Origin of the sequence: Thalassotalea sp. SU-HH00458 (genome assembly GCF_040362795.1) — a bacterium.
In the GTDB taxonomy this organism is placed as follows: Bacteria; Pseudomonadota; Gammaproteobacteria; order Enterobacterales; family Alteromonadaceae; genus Thalassotalea_H; species Thalassotalea_H castellviae.
This window is the reverse complement of sequence record NZ_BAABWW010000004.1, coordinates 60,507-77,838: the sequence shown is the minus strand read 5'-3', so window position 1 is coordinate 77,838 and position 17,332 is coordinate 60,507. Positions and strand designations below refer to the sequence as shown.

The 17,332-nt window shown below is 37.1% G+C and carries 16 protein-coding genes and 1 pseudogene; 7 read left to right on the top strand and 10 right to left on the bottom strand.

Features of this window, described 5'->3' with window-relative positions:
- Positions 1–105: 105 nt before the first annotated feature.
- The 4 genes and pseudogenes from ABXH06_RS07370 to ABXH06_RS07355 form a co-directional block, all read right to left on the bottom strand.
- Positions 106–1,314, bottom strand: a complete 1,209-nt coding sequence (locus ABXH06_RS07370) for an acetyltransferase domain-containing protein (protein WP_311584004.1) — start codon at positions 1,312–1,314, stop codon at positions 106–108.
- 678 nt (positions 1,315–1,992) lie between these two features.
- Positions 1,993–2,514: a CC0125/CC1285 family lipoprotein gene (locus ABXH06_RS07365; protein WP_311584002.1), complete on the bottom strand. Its 522-nt coding sequence runs from the start codon at positions 2,512–2,514 to the stop codon at positions 1,993–1,995.
- Complete coding sequence (locus tag ABXH06_RS07360; protein WP_353517804.1) at positions 2,514–3,311, bottom strand: anti-sigma factor family protein; 798 nt, start codon at positions 3,309–3,311, stop codon at positions 2,514–2,516. The genes ABXH06_RS07365 and ABXH06_RS07360 overlap by 1 nt, the downstream gene beginning before the upstream one ends.
- Positions 3,308–3,790, bottom strand: a pseudogene (locus tag ABXH06_RS07355) (RNA polymerase sigma factor). Before ABXH06_RS07355 ends, ABXH06_RS07360 begins: the two are co-directional and overlap by 4 nt.
- 130 nt (positions 3,791–3,920) lie before the next feature.
- Between ABXH06_RS07355 and ABXH06_RS07350 the strand changes: the two are divergent.
- Positions 3,921–5,306, top strand: a complete 1,386-nt coding sequence (locus ABXH06_RS07350; protein ID WP_353517803.1) for a S8 family serine peptidase — start codon at positions 3,921–3,923, stop codon at positions 5,304–5,306.
- A gap of 55 nt (positions 5,307–5,361) precedes the next feature.
- Here ABXH06_RS07350 and ABXH06_RS07345 read toward each other — a convergent pair whose 3' ends face one another.
- Together ABXH06_RS07345 and ABXH06_RS07340 are read right to left on the bottom strand one after the other, a co-directional pair.
- On the bottom strand, positions 5,362–6,306 hold the full coding sequence (locus ABXH06_RS07345; protein ID WP_311583993.1) for a hypothetical protein: 945 nt from the start codon (positions 6,304–6,306) through the stop codon (positions 5,362–5,364).
- A gap of 73 nt (positions 6,307–6,379) precedes the next feature.
- Positions 6,380–7,171, bottom strand: a complete 792-nt coding sequence (locus ABXH06_RS07340) for a hypothetical protein (RefSeq protein WP_353517802.1) — start codon at positions 7,169–7,171, stop codon at positions 6,380–6,382.
- A 362-nt stretch (positions 7,172–7,533) separates the two neighbouring features.
- On the opposite strand from ABXH06_RS07340, the gene ABXH06_RS07335 reads away from it, so the two are divergent.
- Both ABXH06_RS07335 and ABXH06_RS07330 read left to right on the top strand, forming a co-directional pair.
- Positions 7,534–8,385, top strand: a complete 852-nt coding sequence (locus ABXH06_RS07335; protein ID WP_311583989.1) for a sensor histidine kinase — start codon at positions 7,534–7,536, stop codon at positions 8,383–8,385.
- A gap of 202 nt (positions 8,386–8,587) precedes the next feature.
- The gene (locus ABXH06_RS07330; RefSeq protein WP_353517801.1) at positions 8,588–9,070 is read left to right on the top strand and encodes a DUF3016 domain-containing protein; all 483 of its coding nucleotides are present in this window, start codon (positions 8,588–8,590) and stop codon (positions 9,068–9,070) included.
- 104 nt (positions 9,071–9,174) lie between these two features.
- Here ABXH06_RS07330 and ABXH06_RS07325 read toward each other — a convergent pair whose 3' ends face one another.
- Both ABXH06_RS07325 and epmB read right to left on the bottom strand, forming a co-directional pair.
- Positions 9,175–9,480: a hypothetical protein gene (locus tag ABXH06_RS07325; RefSeq protein ID WP_311583985.1), complete on the bottom strand. Its 306-nt coding sequence runs from the start codon at positions 9,478–9,480 to the stop codon at positions 9,175–9,177.
- A 48-nt stretch (positions 9,481–9,528) separates the two neighbouring features.
- Positions 9,529–10,545, bottom strand: a complete 1,017-nt coding sequence (gene epmB, locus ABXH06_RS07320) for an EF-P beta-lysylation protein EpmB (protein WP_353517988.1) — start codon at positions 10,543–10,545, stop codon at positions 9,529–9,531.
- A gap of 50 nt (positions 10,546–10,595) precedes the next feature.
- Between epmB and efp the strand changes: the two genes are divergently transcribed.
- Entirely contained in the window at positions 10,596–11,165 is a 570-nt protein-coding gene (gene efp / locus ABXH06_RS07315) for an elongation factor P (RefSeq protein ID WP_311583983.1), read from the top strand.
- Positions 11,166–11,335: 170 nt separating this feature from the next.
- Here efp and ABXH06_RS07310 read toward each other — a convergent pair whose 3' ends face one another.
- Both ABXH06_RS07310 and ABXH06_RS07305 read right to left on the bottom strand, forming a co-directional pair.
- Positions 11,336–11,650: a DUF4389 domain-containing protein gene (locus ABXH06_RS07310; RefSeq protein ID WP_353517800.1), complete on the bottom strand. Its 315-nt coding sequence runs from the start codon at positions 11,648–11,650 to the stop codon at positions 11,336–11,338.
- 259 nt (positions 11,651–11,909) lie between these two features.
- Positions 11,910–13,913 carry a S9 family peptidase gene (locus tag ABXH06_RS07305; protein ID WP_353517799.1) on the bottom strand — a complete coding sequence of 668 codons (2,004 nt, stop codon included), beginning with the start codon at positions 13,911–13,913 and terminating at the stop codon, positions 11,910–11,912.
- Positions 13,914–14,414: 501 nt separating this feature from the next.
- On the opposite strand from ABXH06_RS07305, the gene ABXH06_RS07300 reads away from it, so the two are divergent.
- Genes ABXH06_RS07300 through trmB form a run of 3 tightly spaced genes read left to right on the top strand, consistent with a single transcriptional unit; the run spans position 14,415 to position 16,849 of the window.
- Positions 14,415–15,359, top strand: a complete 945-nt coding sequence (locus tag ABXH06_RS07300) for an ABC transporter ATP-binding protein (protein WP_311583977.1) — start codon at positions 14,415–14,417, stop codon at positions 15,357–15,359.
- Position 15,360: 1 nt separating this feature from the next.
- A complete protein-coding gene (locus ABXH06_RS07295) occupies positions 15,361–16,134 on the top strand; it encodes an ABC transporter permease (protein ID WP_311583975.1) in 774 nt (257 codons plus the stop codon).
- Between the two features lie 25 nt (positions 16,135–16,159).
- On the top strand, positions 16,160–16,849 hold the full coding sequence (trmB, locus tag ABXH06_RS07290; protein WP_353517798.1) for a tRNA (guanine(46)-N(7))-methyltransferase TrmB: 690 nt from the start codon (positions 16,160–16,162) through the stop codon (positions 16,847–16,849).
- Positions 16,850–17,332: the final 483 nt, after the last annotated feature.

Here is a 17,332-nt window from a genome sequence, read left to right as displayed (position 1 = left end):
TTTAATTTATGCTATCAGATAAAAAAGCGCGAGAATACTCCTTTAACGTTTTGTCGCATAAAGCTCACTTTGTGCGCACAGATATCGAAAATTAAACCATTTCATCTAGAGATAACTTAACCACCAGTCTTTTCGTTGAGCCTTTATCTCTGCAACCCATTTACAAAGAGGGTAGAGTGTAATAATAACCAGTGCCCAAATCACATAAACCCACTCCAAACTTACTCCATAACCTTTAGGAAAAAAGAAAAAGAATACTAACAGCTCACTGCTGTCAAACCCTTGAATATTTCCCAGAATGAAACTATAAAGACGGATTAAACAATAATGAGCCAGGTAAAAAGCAAAAGGTACTCGACCAAACATCACCAAGGTATCTTTAAGCCAACCTGTCATTCGATCAGCATAGCCACATAAGATTGCCATAGGCCCCAAGGTTATAAGTAGAAAAAGCAGACTGGGTGGATATTTAGTTACGTTCATAAAGTCGAATATTGTTGCAACTAGGCCAATCTCCGACAATTTCCAGGAGTTTGCATCACCATATAGCCCTGATAATCTCAAGGCAATGAAAGCAAGGATCATTATTAGGCCATATTTTATTAGTATGGGATCCCGAGTTTCAGGTTTTTTCTCAAAAATAAAGGCAGTGCCGTAACCCAATAACATAACACCTATCCAAGAGAGTAGCGGGTAGACAAACGCAATATGAAGAGGACCGGCTTTAATGGAAGATTGAACATGAAGTCCATACCAAACAGGATTAGTACCGGAAAACAAATTTCCTGCTGGCCAAATTGTATCAAGTGCATTGTGGCCAAGCAGTATAATTGCAGCAATGATTAGACAAGTCTTTGCCCCTAAATACTGGAATCCTGCTAGAACTATCATAGAAGCACCAATTGCCCAGATGACCTGTAGTGCAATTAATGTAGAGCCGCCAAACTGCAATATTCCTTGAAAAGGAGACATGGTATAGAGAGAAGAAATAAAGACTACTTCCACAAAAATTAGCCAGATCCCTCTTTTTACTAGAAATGCAGCCAAATCATGCTTAGATTTACGAGTCGCCATTAAACCAACAGAAGTGCCGGCTAGAAACACAAAAACAGGTGCGCAAAAATGCGTGATCCAACGTGTAAAGTAAATACTGGCTGGAATATCAGGTTGAGACATAGGATCTTGAATCATGTTAATCATGAAAAAATCACGAACATGATCGATTGCCATAATAATAATAACCAGTCCTCGTAACATATCAATATTGGTGAGGCGGTAAGATCTGAAATCTTGTGAAACAGAGAAATTTTTCATCCGTTATTTTCCCTTTATCGTATTATTTTTCCATTTAAAATAATGTACTGAGTTAATAGGATTTAATTAAATATAGCACCATATCTCATTTCAATACGAAAATGCCCCTTTACTTATCAAGCATCTTACTTCATCAAGTTTCAACTGTTTAACCAGGCAATTAATTTATGGGGGTATCAAGGGTGGAATCTCATTTCGTGTTATTTATTTTTTGATTTGTTAATCAAAACTATCACGCTATTGTCTTGTCTTAATTATGCGTTATGAGCGCCCATTGCACTCAACTGAATAAGCTCGCTTTAAATTTAGCAAAGCAGATTTATTTTCGAAATTTCACGCATTATTAAGATACAATGCAGCAGGGTGAATAACCATCTGTAAATGCAACACAAGATCGTGAAATGACATCATAGTGAACCATGCATCGGTCATATAAAGAAGCGAAAAAATGTAGTAGCTTTGACCTGAACTTTTAATTTCCAAAAGTCTCAGCAAAATAAACTGTGTTGCTTCAACCTTTAATTGTTAGCCGGTAAGTTAAAGGTATACAAGCCCAAATATTGTTTATTGGGCTTGTTAGATTATTGTCCTGCCATTTTAAAAGTTATATGTGGTTGCCTTTAACTTTCAAGAGGTGGATTAAAACCAGTCTCGTGTTAACTGGGATAATATTCAAAGTTAAGCATCACTGGATATTTGATATTTTAGTCGTAAGTTCTCGCTTAACTGGCGCGCATCAAAACTGTCTTTTTCATCAGGGCGAACCCCTTTTCCTAATTTTATTTCCATGATGCTTTCAATATCTTCTTGGGGTTTATCATTAATCGATAAGCCAACACTTGTATTATGACTAGGTGTTTTACTACAAGTTAATAAACCACATTGAGTCGATGTTTGATAATGTCGTTGCAGTGAAAGTGATGAATTAATTTTTTTACGATCAACATACACCTCACGATGTGTGATCACAAACCAATCATAGCCCTGGTTTAACGTAAGCTCGGCTGAACGTAGCAAAGTGTAGTCAATTACTTTTAATTTATTGTTACTACGTGAAGTAAAGTGTACACGTATCACATTGTCATTAAGCACACTTTCTTGATAGCCATAGCCAGTATGGTTCACTGGTTTATATTCATGAACTGAACTACAACCGGTAACGCTTAGTAATATGATTAAACTCGTTAGTAACTTTTTCATTATTTATTCTCCTCACGCCAGTTTTGTTTTATCACTTGCTTTTCAGCATCAATTGTTAAGAAATCACCAACAGCATTTTTATCAATATATTCCCTAACCATATTTTGTGTGGTTGCCGTTTGATATTGCTGTGTGGTTGATTTATTTTGGTATAAAGTTAACGTGGGTTGCCATTGTTCATTTACTCGACACGCTAAGCTTTGCTGAGACTTTTCCGCTCCCTCAATGGTATATTTGCGACAAAAATCACCCTGAGCATTTTCAAAGGTTAAGGCTACACTAAAGGTTTCACCTGTGGGTAATGTTTTAGAAGCGCCACTTGTTTGTACTTCTAATAAGGCAGCAATCTCTTGCCAGTGTGCATTCTCATTAGGAGTGAGCACAAATAACGCACTAGCAAAACCACACATAGCGGTGAAACTTGCGGCAATGGCATAATGTTCTTTTATTGCCTGTTTCGAGCGTCGCCATAATGACAAACTCACCACATTGTTACTGTCTTTTATATTGCTGTTAGAGCCGGTAGAAAACCCTTTTGCCTTTTCAATAGTCTCATGATCGGCATTGGCTTCAGGTAATGCCTCAAGTAACTGTGTAATGCTCGCAGGTAGCGGTTGTTGATTTATTTGCTCATATTGCTGGGCAATCACGCTGTCTACCATAGCTAAACGACTGAGTTGCTCAGCAAGTTGTTCATTTTCTTGTATGGCTTGACGAATTTCTTCCATCTGCGCTTCAGGTAATTCTGCATCAAGAAATGCCGATAATATTTCATCGTTGTAAGGTAAGTTTTTCATGATTCAACTCCTTGAAAAGGTAAACATTGACTTAAGCTCGATCTAGCTCTCGCCAGTCGACTCATCACAGTGCCAATAGGGATACTTAGTGTTTCTGATACCTCTTTATACGACATGCCTTGAATGGCAACGAGCGATAAAATGGAGCGTTGATCTGTGGGTAATACTGACATTGCTTGATTAACCTCTCTTACACGAAGTTTTTGTGTTTGCTCTTGTTAACCTTGAACCGCTTGCTCGTGTAGTTCAGGTGACTGTGTTGCCGCTTGCCTAACTTGACGAGAACGGTATTCATCAATCCATAAATTTCGACAAACACGGAACATCCATTTCGTTAATTCAACGTCTTCTGGCACACCTTTGGTTAATATACGTTCAATGGTGTTTTGTAATAGATCATCTGCATCATGATGATTGCCCGTTAATGAATAAGCAAAACGGCGGATCATCGGAATCAATGCAATAATTTCATTCTTCATGTTTTTATCTCCTCTATAATGAGTAGACGATTCAAGATATGATTTATTCCATTCTTTTTAAAATAAAGGGAATTTTTGTCTTTCTTATACGTTATTTAGTTAAGATTCGTTTCATTATATAAGGTTTGGTATGCGTGTATTAAAGAAAAACCGGTTAAATAAAATCAAATATGTCGCAGTACGCGCAGCGCTTATTTTAATACTGCCAACAACGGCCGCTAAAACACTCGCACAAGTTCAAAACACCAACATTAAAATACCACAAAGCATTGAGCAGAATGTGATTGATAAGGTCAATGTACCACTAAATAATTCACTTAACAGCATCAGACAAAAAATTGAACGTCAGCAAGCAGAAAAACGTCGCATCACCGCTGAAAAATTAAAAACATTACAGCCCGCTACTCATCTAGCATCGGTGTTACCAATAATATCTCAACAAAAAAAGTTACTATATAAAGACGTCGCTGTTGAAAACAATTGGCGTGCTATTGAGCAGCAATGGTTATTGACGATTAAACAAGATGAACTCACGCAATTAAAAGCGTTTATCGCTAAGCATGATATGCGACTAGTTGCACAAAAACTATTACCGAATCTGCAATTAATTATCGTCAATATTCATGTTGCTCAACATCGTAATTCCTTTGACACTATGTTCAAATTAATCCCAAAAATATGGCAAGAAAATTTAACTAGAAATTATGTTTATGCCAGCCAATTTACAGCGAATAATCATCCTGATAACCATAACGCTAATTCAATAAAGTCTAACGCTATTTGCCAAAACCCGTTACGTATTGGGGTAGTTGACACCGCCATTGATCTTAACCACGTAGCTTTTAAACAAAGTAAAGTGATCGAAAAAAGCTTTATTGATAATACTCTCACGCCTCCAAAAGCCCATGGAACAGCAGTGTCTGCCTTATTAGTAAGTAGCGCACCAGAACTTCCAGCTTTATTGCCAAACGCGACCCTTTATTCGGCACAAGCATTTTATGCACAAAATGACTACGCCCAAGCTGCGAGTTTATACCATTTAGTCAGTGCATTAGATTGGTTAGTTGAGAATCAGGTAGATGCGATTAATTTAAGTTTAGCTGGCCCCAATACACCTTTACTTGCTCAAATTATTAACAAGATGAGCGAGAAAAATATCATCATGGTTGCCGCAGTAGGCAACGAAGGCCCGAATGCGCCGCCAATGTACCCCGCAGCTTATGACAATGTTATTGGCGTTACGGCCATAGACAATCAAGATAAGCATTATCGCTGGGCAAATAGAGGGGATTATGTTGGTTTTTCAGCCCTAGGTGTCTCGGTGAAAACTGCGAGAGCTGGCGGTAGTTTTTCTCATGAAACAGGCACATCAATAGCTACACCATTTGTGACAGCTTTCGCAGCTTGTGCTAAGAAAAAAACGAAAAATTATTTAGATGCTTTACAAAGTCAGGCGATAGATTTAGGAGAGCAAGGCCGAGACAATATCTTCGGTTTTGGTAAATTGAGTCGGTAGCCTTGTCTTACTCCTAGTGTATTATCGATTAGCGTAAATTATTGCTCAGTGGATATTAAAAACGCGCTTTAAGTTTTACGCTGGTGACACTTTCATGATAATTAAGCGCAGCATTATTAGATTGATATTTTCCTAATTCAAACTCACTATCTAACGACCAGATGTTGTTGAGGTTAATTAGCCATGAAAAATTTGCCACTTGGCTATTGTCTTTACGTGTGTTGTTGGTCGTATAGTCTTGCGGTTGTTCTAATGTTGGGTTTTGTGTTAGTGACTCACTCGAAGAGTAATGTTTTTTATCATAGCGCAAGGCTAGCTGTAGTTGTTGATTAAAATCATAAGCGGTAAATTTATGTGACGCTAAGGCTTGAAAGCGTAACCCTTGATAGCTAAATTGATTATCTTTCGCTTTTTCATTCGATATGTTGCCAGTGAATGATAAAAAGCTGTTAAATTGATTAAAAAAGATAAAGCTTGAAATTGAGCTGGCAATATTTTGGGCGTTTCTGGTCGGTTGATTCGTTAACTTTTTGTTTTGCAACTCACCAGAGACTCTGATTAAATATTTATTATTATATAATTTAGACCCGTAAATACTGGATTGATTAAGTGATAAAAAATCACGTTTATCAAGCTTTGCATCAATATAATAATGATTTGCCCCTATAGTGTAATCAGCAAATTTATAACTTATATCGGTATTCAGTCGGTTTAAAATGAGATCATACTCATGGTATTGCTGATAACGCGTTTGCTGGTGCGAAACCCCTCCTTTTACCGTGAAGTTTTCAGTCGCTTGCCAAGTCAGTTTAACTGCGCCTTCAAATGTTAACGCACTATCAGCATTTGTGCTTACATCATCAACTTCAGCCACGGTTAATTTACTGTCATGTTTAACTCCGCTACTGATAATAATCTCATGCTCTAAGGTGTCAGCTTGGCCAAATACGGGTAAGGTAATTGAAAATAGCGCACTAACAACAGATGGGTAAAGTTTCATATAAACCTCGAAAATAAATATGTTTGGAATAAAAATGCGCATAATTAAATTATGCGCATAACTTGTTGGCTGGTTAGAAGTTTGTTAATGCCGTTGCATTTAGTGCCGTGTCAATTGAGCTTTCAACGGCAGCATCAACAGAGTTAGTCACTTCATTATTGATACTTTGAGCAACACTCTCATTAATGCTGCTTTGTACACTTTGTTCGCTAGCGGCGAGTAAACTGGTTGAAAGATCTTGTGCAATAACATCGTCAACAATAGCGGCTGTTGACAGTTCTGCTGCTGATTGAATGTTTTGCGTAATCGAAGTATTTAGTGCCGTGTCCATCGACTCTTCGCCTATAGCCGATACGGATGACATCACTGAATTTGTCACCTCAGAAGTGGCATCGGTATTGTTAGCAATTGTCAATGCAAGGGTATTACTTGTTTCACCTACTATGACAGCACTCTTCGCAATCAAGGATGTCGATGAAGTTGCCAACGCACTCACTGAATTTTCAGTGGCACCTGCGGTTACCGACGAGCCATTTTCAACGGCATTGTTTGTGTTACTTGCCAAACTACTACCTTCTTGTTGGGGATTGTCTTCTTCAAGGACCGCCTCTTCTTCAGTGTCGGGTACTTGCTCAGCCACCGTGTCACCGTTTGTTTCTGTACGAAACGCGAAACTAGCGGAAGCACTCGATGATGAATTAAATGAAGCGTTCGATTCCGATGGTTGTGACGAATGTGTTGCTTGCGTTGATTGAGATGCTTGAACCGACGTTTCTTCGTTAAACGTAAATTCAGTTGCTGCCGAACTTACTGTTGCAGTTAAAGCACAGGTAATAAATAAAGCCGTTTTAGTTAGTTTAATCATGATCATTTCCTTCATGTTTTTGGTTAATTCATAAAGGTAACGGTTGAGGCATTGACTTTATTCCATAAAAATTAAAATATTTTGCAATTATTGTAATTAGGCTAAATGCTAAGCGGAGTTTTGGCAGAGGTTTTATGGGTATTTATGAGTGGTGATGCTCCTACAATGCCAGATATTGGCGAAATGATGTAGCAAATTGTTATATTACCGCTATATCCTATCGCCAAATAAACGAAAGCCCGAATAACAATATTCGGGCTTTTTTAATACCTCAAAACACTCAACTGAATTCAGTATGGTGAAAGGAGAAATGTGTTTAACACGCATTCAAATAAGAAAATGCAGGGCAAAAAACAAAGCCCATGTCGATTGGATTGATTACGTTATTAGCAATAGCTTTGTTTTTTGGCCTTGCCAGAAGTTTAATTAAAAAAGTCTTGAATCCATTAAAAGAACTGGCCGAGATGGCCAAGAGCCTTGATGAAAATAAACCTGAATTGTCTTTTGCCGTGATGGAAGACAAAACTGAAATAGGCACAGTGGCAAATACTTTACATCAGACCATGGCTCGTATTCATCAATATCATCAACGAGAAAAGCAATTTTTACAAAATGCGAGTCATGAATTGCGCACCCCAATAGCCGTTGTTGCTTCGGCATTAGATATTATCGATTTAAGAACGCAAAACGGCACTCAACAAATTGCGGATCAAATTACTCATATAAAACGTGCCAATGAAAATATGAAAGAGTTAACTGAAGCGCTTTTATTACTTAGTCGGAAAAATGAAAAAGACTATCCCATCGAACTTGTTGATTTAAATGCCATTGTGACTAGCATGGTAAAAACGCATCAATATTTAATAGAGGATAAGTTTATCGAGGTCAGTATCATCAATGATGAAAACTGCTCGCATCAACTACCATTGACGTTATGTCAAATTGTCTTGAGTAATCTTATTCGAAACGCTTTTGAACATACCTTAAGTGGTATAGTGCGAATTCAGATTGTTGATGCATCTGTGATCATTTCCAATTCAATTGAAAGCCACGTTGTTATCGAAGAAAAGCAGTTAGAACGGGGGATTACTCGTGGCGATGGCTATGGTATTGGTTTAAGTATTGTCAGCAAAATCGTCAGACGACAACATTGGCAACTTCATTACGCGCAAACGTCAGATGGTTGCAATCAGGTCACTGTTACGTTCAAATAAATTCTCTGTTTAAACGTTATGTTAAACCATTCAAAAAGAGAGTTTCTGCGATTGTAACTTTTGGATATAATTAAACTACACTTAAAAGTGACTTTTTTATGAAATTGATGGTCTATTAAATATACATAATAAGCTTATTGATATCTGTACAATGGTTTATGTAAACCATGTTTAAACTAACGAAAAGTTAAAGGAGAGTCTGATGAAAAAGCTAAGTGTGACTTTACTCGCGGTATCGTCAATGTTGTTAACGTTTGTTTCTTCTGCGGCAACCAGTGAAGTTAAGTGGACTAATTCAGATAAATATCGAGATGTTCATGCGGGTGACGGCCATCGTGCTAAATTTAAAGCGCGTGTTTTTGCTAATTTTGAAGAGCATTTTTCTGGATTAGCGGAAAAGTTACCGGAAGGTCAAACACTGTTAATTGATGTTAAATATGTTGATTTAGCCGGCGATGTGCATCAAAACATGCAGCGCATTCGAGTGATAAAAGAAATATTTTTCCCACGTATCGAGTTTTCATATCAGGTGCTTGATGGCAATAAAAACGTGCTGACATCTGGGGATGTTAATCTTAAAGACATGAATTTTATGATGGGATCAAATCTTCGTTATAATCGCGATAGTTTAGGTTATGAAAAGAAAATGTTAGATGAATGGTTTGAAAAAACACTCTTACAATAAATCTGAATGCTCGACCTAGTTAAGGTCATTCATATGCCAAATAAAAGCCGAAAATTATTTCGGCTTTTTTATAGGCGGCTGTCTTGTTCTGAAATACTAAAGTATCAAGCTGTGTAGCTTTGTTCAAAATTTCCTAGCACTGTAAAAAGTTGCTCAATTTTTTTCACCATAGCTATTAACGTGGCTTGATCAGATGTTTTTTGCCAAAATACTAAGTCGTTAGCTACTTCTTCCACGTAAGGTTGAAAGGTATTTGCTGAGCATTTAAAACCAGCATCTTTAGTAAAAATAGCTTCAAAACCTGCTTGGTTCTTCTCACGTAAATCACTTAACGTAGCATCGGCTGCCAATGATTTTTTTAAGATGATAGAAACATTTTCTACCAATTGTTGACTAACTGTTGCACTCATAATGTTTAAACTTACCTAAAATATTAACAGACATTTCTAATCGGTCTATTATGCCAAACTGAATGGTGTTTTGTTAGCTTCACCTGCAATTTCTCTGACAACTTTTGGCATTAAAAAGCCTGGTAAAGTGGCCATCATTTGTTTCACGATGTTTTTTGCTGAGCTGTCATCGGTATCAAAATGTGCAACACCTTGTACTTTGTCAAATAAATGCAAATAGTATGGAGTAATGCCGTTATCAAATAATGTTTCGCTTAATTGACATAAAACCTCGGCATTATCATTAACCGCTTTCAGTAAAACACTTTGATTTAACAAAGGAATTCGAGCTTCGCGTAATGGCTCTATGGCTTTTATTACTTGCTGATCAACTTCATTTTTATGATTAATATGAAAGACAAAGGTGGCTTTTAATCGAGTATTTGCAAGTAAATTGACTAAAGTTTGCGTGATCCTTTGAGGGATCACTATCGCCATACGGGTATGAATACGTAAACGTTTAATGTGTGGTATATTTTCAAGTTGCTGAATTAACCACGCTAAATGCTCATCGCTTGCCATTAAAGGGTCACCACCACTAAAAATCACTTCATTAATTGCATTGTGTTGCGCAATATAAGTAAGCGCTTCTTGCCAACGTTGTTTGTTAGGGCTGTTATCTTGATAGGGAAAATGACGACGAAAACAGTAACGGCAATTAATAGCGCAACCTGCTTTGACTATCATTAATACCCTATGTTTATATTTGTGTAATAAACCTTCGGCAACTGAGTCGTGTTCTTCCAAAGGGTCGGTTGTAAAACCGTCAGTAGCAATGAATTCATGTAATAACGGCATCACTTGTTTTAACAAAGGGTCGTTTATATCGCCTTTTTTCATTCTAGCGATAAAAGGACGAGGCACTCTAACCGGAAATAATTGCCTCGCATTAAAGTGCGCTCGGTATTTTTCCGGACTAATATTGAGTGCTTCGAGTAGCTTTTCTGGATCAGTTACCACATTTGATAATTCTTTTTGCCAAGAAGTGTGCAAATTATCGTGAATTTGAGGTATTATTTGCGGCATTTCTATTTTCAACATTTAACTCTCTGCGTTAATAAAAAGAGAACACTCTTATGGCGAACTACAGTACTAATCAGTTCAAAAACGGTCTTAAACTTATGATCGATGGCGAACCATGCAATATTTTAGATAACGAAATTGTAAAACCGGGTAAAGGCCAAGCGTTTAACCGTGTAAAAATCCGTAAACTTATTTCAGGCAAAGTGCTTGAAAAAACATTTAAATCTGGCGATTCATGTGAAGGCGCTGATGTTATGGATTCTGAACTTGGTTATTTATATGCCGATGGCGAATTTTGGCATTTTATGAATAATGACACCTTTGAGCAAGTGGCAGCTGATGAAAAAGCGGTTGGCGATAATGAAAAGTGGTTAGTAGAAGGTGATCTTTGTACGATTACTTTCTGGAATGGTAATCCAATTTCGGTAGATCCACCTAACTTTGTTGAAATTGAAATTACTGAAACAGATCCTGGTTTGAAAGGTGACACGGCTGGTACCGGTGGTAAACCTGCAACTTTAGCAACAGGCGCGGTAATTCGTGTTCCATTATTTGTGCAAATTGGTGAAGTGGTAAAAGTTGATACACGTACCGGTGAGTATGTATCGCGCGCCAGCAAATAAAATTTTTACTGGCTAAAAGCTTTGATAACTACGTTATTGTTGCACTCGCATAAGAAACACTATGCTTCGATTACAATGCCTTGTTTTAAAAGTTTTTTTCTGCGTAAAAACTGTTAAGAATTTATATTGGAAAGCTCACTGAATAGTGAGCTTTTTTGTTTCAGGATTGATTAACTTCTTGACGAATACTTATACGTAGATTTATCTTCTGGCCAGCCGCTTAAAGGGAACGGGTAGGTGTCAGAGTTAGCGGTAAGAAAATCGTTTATTTGGTAAATATAGTTATTTAAGCTTTGACCTAACACTTTTAGCCCAGAGTTAGCTTTTCTGGTCAGTAATAAATAGAAAAATTGAAATATCGCAATTAGCGTGATCATAAATCGTGCAAAACCACCAATAAACCCGAATAGGATCATAAATAGGCCGCGCATCCATACACTCGTATTTTGCCAGTTTTTAGTTGGGGTCGAATTTAAATCTCGCATCTATTACCTCTGTTCATATTTTCGCGTTTTATCAATACTCTGCAAAATCAAAACCAATTATTTTTATTATAATTTTCAGTGAATTACAGTTTTTCTGTTTGCTAAGTAATGTTAAATGAACTAAATCTCAGCACATTTGACCATTTTTTACTTTATTGTTTGTACGTGCAACTATCGATAAATAACCTTCCGAATGCGCGTTAAATAATAAAAAAGCCTGCATTTGCAGGCTTTCGATAATAGTTATTAACATCAATAATTATTGCACTTTTTTATTCATTAAGTAGCGATCAAAATATTCAGTCTGTAAACTTTTTAAATGAAGGGTTGTGCCTTCTCCTTCCCATAAACCGTGACTGCGGTTAGGGTAAGACATAAACTGAAATTGCTTATTATGTTTCACCAACTCATTAATTAATCGCTCAGAGCCTTGGTAGTGAACATTGTCATCGCCAGTACCGTGCACTAACAATAGGTTACCCTGTAAGTTTTTCGCATGGGTAATCGGTGAACCTTGTTTATAGCCTTCTTCATTATCGGCTAAAATGCCAGAGTAACGCTCTTGATAAATAGTGTCGTATAAACGCTGATCAGGTACGGGTGCTAATGAAATACCGACATGGTATTGCTCTGGGTAGCGGAACATCATATTTAATGTCATTGAGCCACCACCTGAATGTCCCCAAATGCCAACTCGGTTAGTATCTATATAATTCCATCGTTTTGCCATCGCTTTTAAGGCGTCAGATTGGTCACGTGAAGATAATACGCCTACTGCGCCATACACTTGTTTACGCCATTCTCTGCCTTTAGGGGCACGAGTACCGCGATTGTCGATAGAAGCAACAATATAGCCTTGCTCGGTTAGCATTTGATCCCAAAGGTATGAGTTACCACGCCATCTGTCTTGTACTGTTTGTCCCCATGCTTCACCGTAAACGTAAAAAATAATCGGGTATTTTTTACTGGCATCAAAGTTTGCAGGGCGCATAATGTAACCATCAAGAGTTAACCCATCTTGTGCTTGAACCTGAAAGAACTCGTGGTCGGGTTGCTCTAAAGACGCTAACTTATCAATAAGCTTTTTGTTATCCATCATCATGTGTTTTTCTTGATGACCTTCAAGCTTAACTAATCGTTTTTGTGTTGGTTGCGTAAAAGAAGAATAAGAATGAATCGCCCATTGTCCATCGTCAGACATTTGATAACTATTGTTGCCTGCAAACGATTCAGGGGTAATTTGTTGATTAACGATACTGGCGTCTAGTTTACTTCTAAATAAATAACGTTGGCCGATATTTTTAGGGGATGCAATGTAATATAACCAACCACCGTCTTCATCAACCGCTTGTAAACTAACGGTATCAAACTCGCCTGGCGTTAAATCAAGCTTAGTTTTTCCATCACGTGAAATGCTATAAAAATGTCTCCAACCTGAGGCCTCACTGGTCCAGATGAAATTTTTACCATTGTTTATCCATTTAGCGTCAGTAATGCCATCTAAGAAATGCTCATCTTTTTCCGTGTAAATTTTATTGACTTTTCCGGTTGCGGCATTTGCGAGATAAAGCGCGTTTCGGTCTTGTTTACGGTTAAGGTGCTGAACTAACACTTCTTCACTATTACCAGACCAATTCATGCGTGGGATATACATTTCACGTGAGTTGTTGGGCAGGTTAACCCAAGTGGTTTTCTGGTTGGATAAATCGATAATACCGACATTGGCTAAGGCGTTCGTTTCGCCTACTTTAGGGTAAGGAAATGACACAATAGTTGGATACAGTTCATCGGTATTGTTGATCATGTGAAAATCTTTACTACCACTGGTATCAAGCTGCCAGTAAGCAATTTTTTCGCCATTAGGACTCCAACGGAAACCATCACGAATACCAAATTCTTCTTCATATACCCAGTCAAATAAACCGTTAATAATACCGTTACCCGCATCATGCGTTAATTGGGTGATTTTAGTAGAGGTTAGATTTTCTAGATAAATATTATTATCAACCACGTACGCTACTTTAGACGCATCAGGAGAAAATTTAGCAAACATCAAAGAGCTTGCTTTTACGTTTTCGCCGCCAAGTTGTGTGAGCGCGTTGCTCGTTAGATTTAACACCCAGTAATCGCCACGACTGTTCGAACGCCAGACTTTTTTACTATTGGTATAAATAAGTAATTTTTTTCTATCATCAGACCAAATGTAATTATCAATTGATAATGGTTGTTCTGCGCCTTCAGGCGTTAATTGCTCGGCACTCACTAATATTTTGCGCGCTAATGTTTCTGGATCGTATACAACAATGTCTTTTCCGATACTGTGATTTTTGCCATCTTCATCCGTTTTTGTTGTTGCTGACTTTTCAATGGCTGTATAGCCACTCCCATCAGCTAACCAACGAATTCTCCCAATTCTGTCTGAGCTAAATTCTCTATCTTTATAAATGCGTTCTAGCGTTAACGGGTTTGTTAAAGTCGTTTGCTAATTGTTATGTTTATCTGTACTTTGACAAGCGGCTAATGCTGTGAACATTACGGCTCCAACAAACCACAGTTTTACTGTTGTACGTTGCATAGTGTATTTCCTTTTTTGAATGGCGACACTTTAAATTGTATACAATATGTTGGCAATACTTTTTACTATAAAAAATATCCGAATTTTTCGTGTTTTTGTAAAGATAATTTATCGTTTTTCATTGAAAATTCTATTTTATCCCCCATTAAAAGAAGATTAATTCGCTCACTTGGCTTAATGGTTATAGATATGCAAAATGCGTTAGATATTTCTGGTTTGAAAAAAGTATATAAAGGCGGTTTTCAGGCCTTAAAAGGAATAGATTTAACGGTAAAACAAGGTGATTTTTTTGCCTTGTTAGGACCCAATGGTGCTGGTAAGTCAACTACCATCGGTGTTATTACTTCGTTAGTGAATAAAACAGCAGGCCAAGTAAAAGTGTTTGGTCATGATATTGATCAAGCACTTGAAGATGCAAAAAGTTATATTGGTTTAGTACCTCAGGAATTTAATTTTAATCAATTTGAATCTTTAATTAGAATTTTGGTGAATCAAGCTGGTTATTATGGCGTTGAAAGAAGTGTTGCTCATGAAAGAGCTGAGAAATACTTAAAACAATTAGACTTGTGGGAAAAGCGTAACGACGCTGCCAGAATGCTTTCAGGCGGTATGAAACGACGTTTGATGATCGCCCGCGCATTAATGCATGAACCAAAAATGCTGATCCTTGATGAGCCTACTGCTGGAGTTGATATTGAGCTACGTCGCTCAATGTGGGATTTTTTACGTGAGCTCAACAAGCAAGGAATTACTATTATATTAACTACGCATTACTTAGAAGAAGCTGAAATGTTATGTCGTAATATCGCGATAATTGATTCAGGTATTATTGTTGAAAACACTGATATGAAATCATTATTAGCCAAGTTGGATGTAGAAACTATCGTGCTTGATTTAAGTGTCGGTGGCGCAGAGCCAACACTGAACGGATTTTGTTATCGAATTATTGATGATCACACCATCGAAGTGGATGTAAAAAAATCACAGCGAATTAATGATGTTTTTAGCCAACTCACCGAGCAAGATATCAATGTATTAAGTTTACGTAATAAAAGTAATCGTCTTGAAGAATTATTTGTCAGTATCATAGGTACAGGTGCCAATAGCGAAAAACAAACACAAGGAGCGCAATAATATGTCGTCCGCAAGAAATATGATCGCGCTAAAAAGTATTTTACATAAAGAAGTTCACCGCTTTATGCGCATTTGGGTGCAAACCTTAGTTCCGCCTGCAATCACTATCAGTTTATATTTTGTGATTTTTGGCGAGTTAATCGGCTCTCGTATCGGTCAGATGGGCGGTTTTGACTATATGTCATTTATTGTCCCAGGTTTGATCATGATGAGTGTTATTACCAACTCATACTCTAATGTGGCTTCTTCGTTTTTTAGCGCTAAATGGCAACGAAACGTCGAAGAAATGTTAGTTGCACCAGTTCCAAACTGGGTAATTGTTGCAGGTTACGTTGGCGGAGGTATGTGTCGTGGCATCTTAGTAGGCTGTATTGTCACGCTTATTTCATTATTATTTACGGAAATTCAAGTTCATAATATTTGGATCATCATAGTTACGGTAGCGCTAACGTCAGCGACATTTGCCTTAGGCGGTTTAATCAATGCTATTTTTGCAGGAAGTTTCGATGATATTTCAATCATACCTACTTTTATATTAACGCCACTTACCTATTTAGGCGGGGTGTTTTATTCTATCACCTTGTTACCTGAATTTTGGCAAGGTGTTTCTCAAATTAACCCCATTGTTTATATGGTCAATGCTTTTAGATATGGTTTTCTTGGGATTTCAGATGTGAGTTTAGTGGCTGCTTTTTCAGTATTAGCCGCGTTTATTATTACCCTTTTTGTTATTGCTATGACGTTAATAACGAAAGGTATTGGTTTAAGAAGTTAATCACTTCATTAATTAAGAATATATTGTGACAGTTAACAACAAGCCATTAGGTGATTCAAAAGAGATTGTAACTAACCAGCCAGGAATACACGAAAAACTGGCTGAAATAGTACAAAAGCATTTGGCACACCCATCGAAAAAACCTTTTCAAGCACATACCGTAGAAGCATTTGAGTTAGCTCATCGTCGCGTGTTAGCGCACCAAGGTGAAATTATCTTAGACTCTTGCTGTGGTGTAGGTCAAAGTACGCGATTGTTGGCCAAAAAAAATCCGCAAGCGTTAGTTATTGGTGTTGATAAGTCTGCTCATCGAATTGAACGGAATGACGAAGAATTAAGAACTTCAACCGATACCCATGAAGTTGATAATTTCATTTTAGTACGTGCCGATTTAAATGATTTTTATCGATTAGTTAAACAAGCGAAATGGTCTGTATCACAACACTATATTCTCTATCCGAATCCTTGGCCGAAAGCTAAACATGTTCAACGTCGTTGGCATGGCAGTGCTGTATTTCCCGAAATAATCGCTATTGGTAAAGAAATCATTTTAAGAAGTAATTGGCGATTATATTTAGAAGAGTTTCAGTTCTCTGCCGATATAACAGGAAGATCCGGTACCATCAGTCAAGTTAATGATGAGCAACCTTTAACCCCGTTTGAGGCGAAATATCAATTAAGCGGACAAGTGTGTTGGCAGTTATCTATTAAGTAAGCGGTACATTACCAGCCTGTTTTAAGCAGGCTGAATACTTCAATAAAGGTATCCTTTATAAATCTACTTTTGTTTAATTCTTAGAATATTTCATGACGAAAAATGCTAATAAATAGTGGTTATTTTCACTAAAAAATAGTTATAAATTTCAATCTGCAATTCTTCTTTTCGCGTATTATATTTTAAAAATTCAATTAAAACATGTAGTTATGATTTTGGCTTGTAATTTGAATAGTGGTTTGTAAGTTCAATTAAAGGAAGATTAAAAATGACTTACAATATTAAAAAAAATGTATTAATGATGGCCTTAAGCAGTTTAGCAATCGTAGAGTTAGGTTTTGTATATTTGGCGACATTAGTTGCATAAATACTATAAAAGACCAACGCATCGATGAAAATACAAGACATTTGACGTAAATTTTATTAAAGTGCCGCACTTATAACATCATTATCGCTTGCATTAGTTCAAGCTATGAACAGTGA

What these genes read in the sequence shown, in the direction of transcription:
- ABXH06_RS07370 (WP_311584004.1), bottom strand. Translation starts at nt 1,314, where the DNA reads ATGAAAAATTTCTCTGTTTCACAAGATTTCAGATCTTACCGCCTCACC.
- ABXH06_RS07365 (WP_311584002.1), bottom strand. Translation starts at nt 2,514, where the DNA reads ATGAAAAAGTTACTAACGAGTTTAATCATATTACTAAGCGTTACCGGT.
- ABXH06_RS07360 (WP_353517804.1), bottom strand. Translation starts at nt 3,311, where the DNA reads ATGAAAAACTTACCTTACAACGATGAAATATTATCGGCATTTCTTGAT.
- ABXH06_RS07350 (WP_353517803.1), top strand. Translation starts at nt 3,921, where the DNA reads ATGCGTGTATTAAAGAAAAACCGGTTAAATAAAATCAAATATGTCGCA.
- ABXH06_RS07345 (WP_311583993.1), bottom strand. Translation starts at nt 6,306, where the DNA reads ATGAAACTTTACCCATCTGTTGTTAGTGCGCTATTTTCAATTACCTTA.
- ABXH06_RS07340 (WP_353517802.1), bottom strand. Translation starts at nt 7,171, where the DNA reads ATGATTAAACTAACTAAAACGGCTTTATTTATTACCTGTGCTTTAACT.
- ABXH06_RS07335 (WP_311583989.1), top strand. Translation starts at nt 7,534, where the DNA reads ATGTCGATTGGATTGATTACGTTATTAGCAATAGCTTTGTTTTTTGGC.
- ABXH06_RS07330 (WP_353517801.1), top strand. Translation starts at nt 8,588, where the DNA reads ATGAAAAAGCTAAGTGTGACTTTACTCGCGGTATCGTCAATGTTGTTA.
- ABXH06_RS07325 (WP_311583985.1), bottom strand. Translation starts at nt 9,480, where the DNA reads ATGAGTGCAACAGTTAGTCAACAATTGGTAGAAAATGTTTCTATCATC.
- epmB (WP_353517988.1), bottom strand. Translation starts at nt 10,545, where the DNA reads ATGCCGCAAATAATACCTCAAATTCACGATAATTTGCACACTTCTTGG.
- efp (WP_311583983.1), top strand. Translation starts at nt 10,596, where the DNA reads ATGGCGAACTACAGTACTAATCAGTTCAAAAACGGTCTTAAACTTATG.
- ABXH06_RS07310 (WP_353517800.1), bottom strand. Translation starts at nt 11,650, where the DNA reads ATGCGAGATTTAAATTCGACCCCAACTAAAAACTGGCAAAATACGAGT.
- ABXH06_RS07300 (WP_311583977.1), top strand. Translation starts at nt 14,415, where the DNA reads ATGCAAAATGCGTTAGATATTTCTGGTTTGAAAAAAGTATATAAAGGC.
- ABXH06_RS07295 (WP_311583975.1), top strand. Translation starts at nt 15,361, where the DNA reads ATGTCGTCCGCAAGAAATATGATCGCGCTAAAAAGTATTTTACATAAA.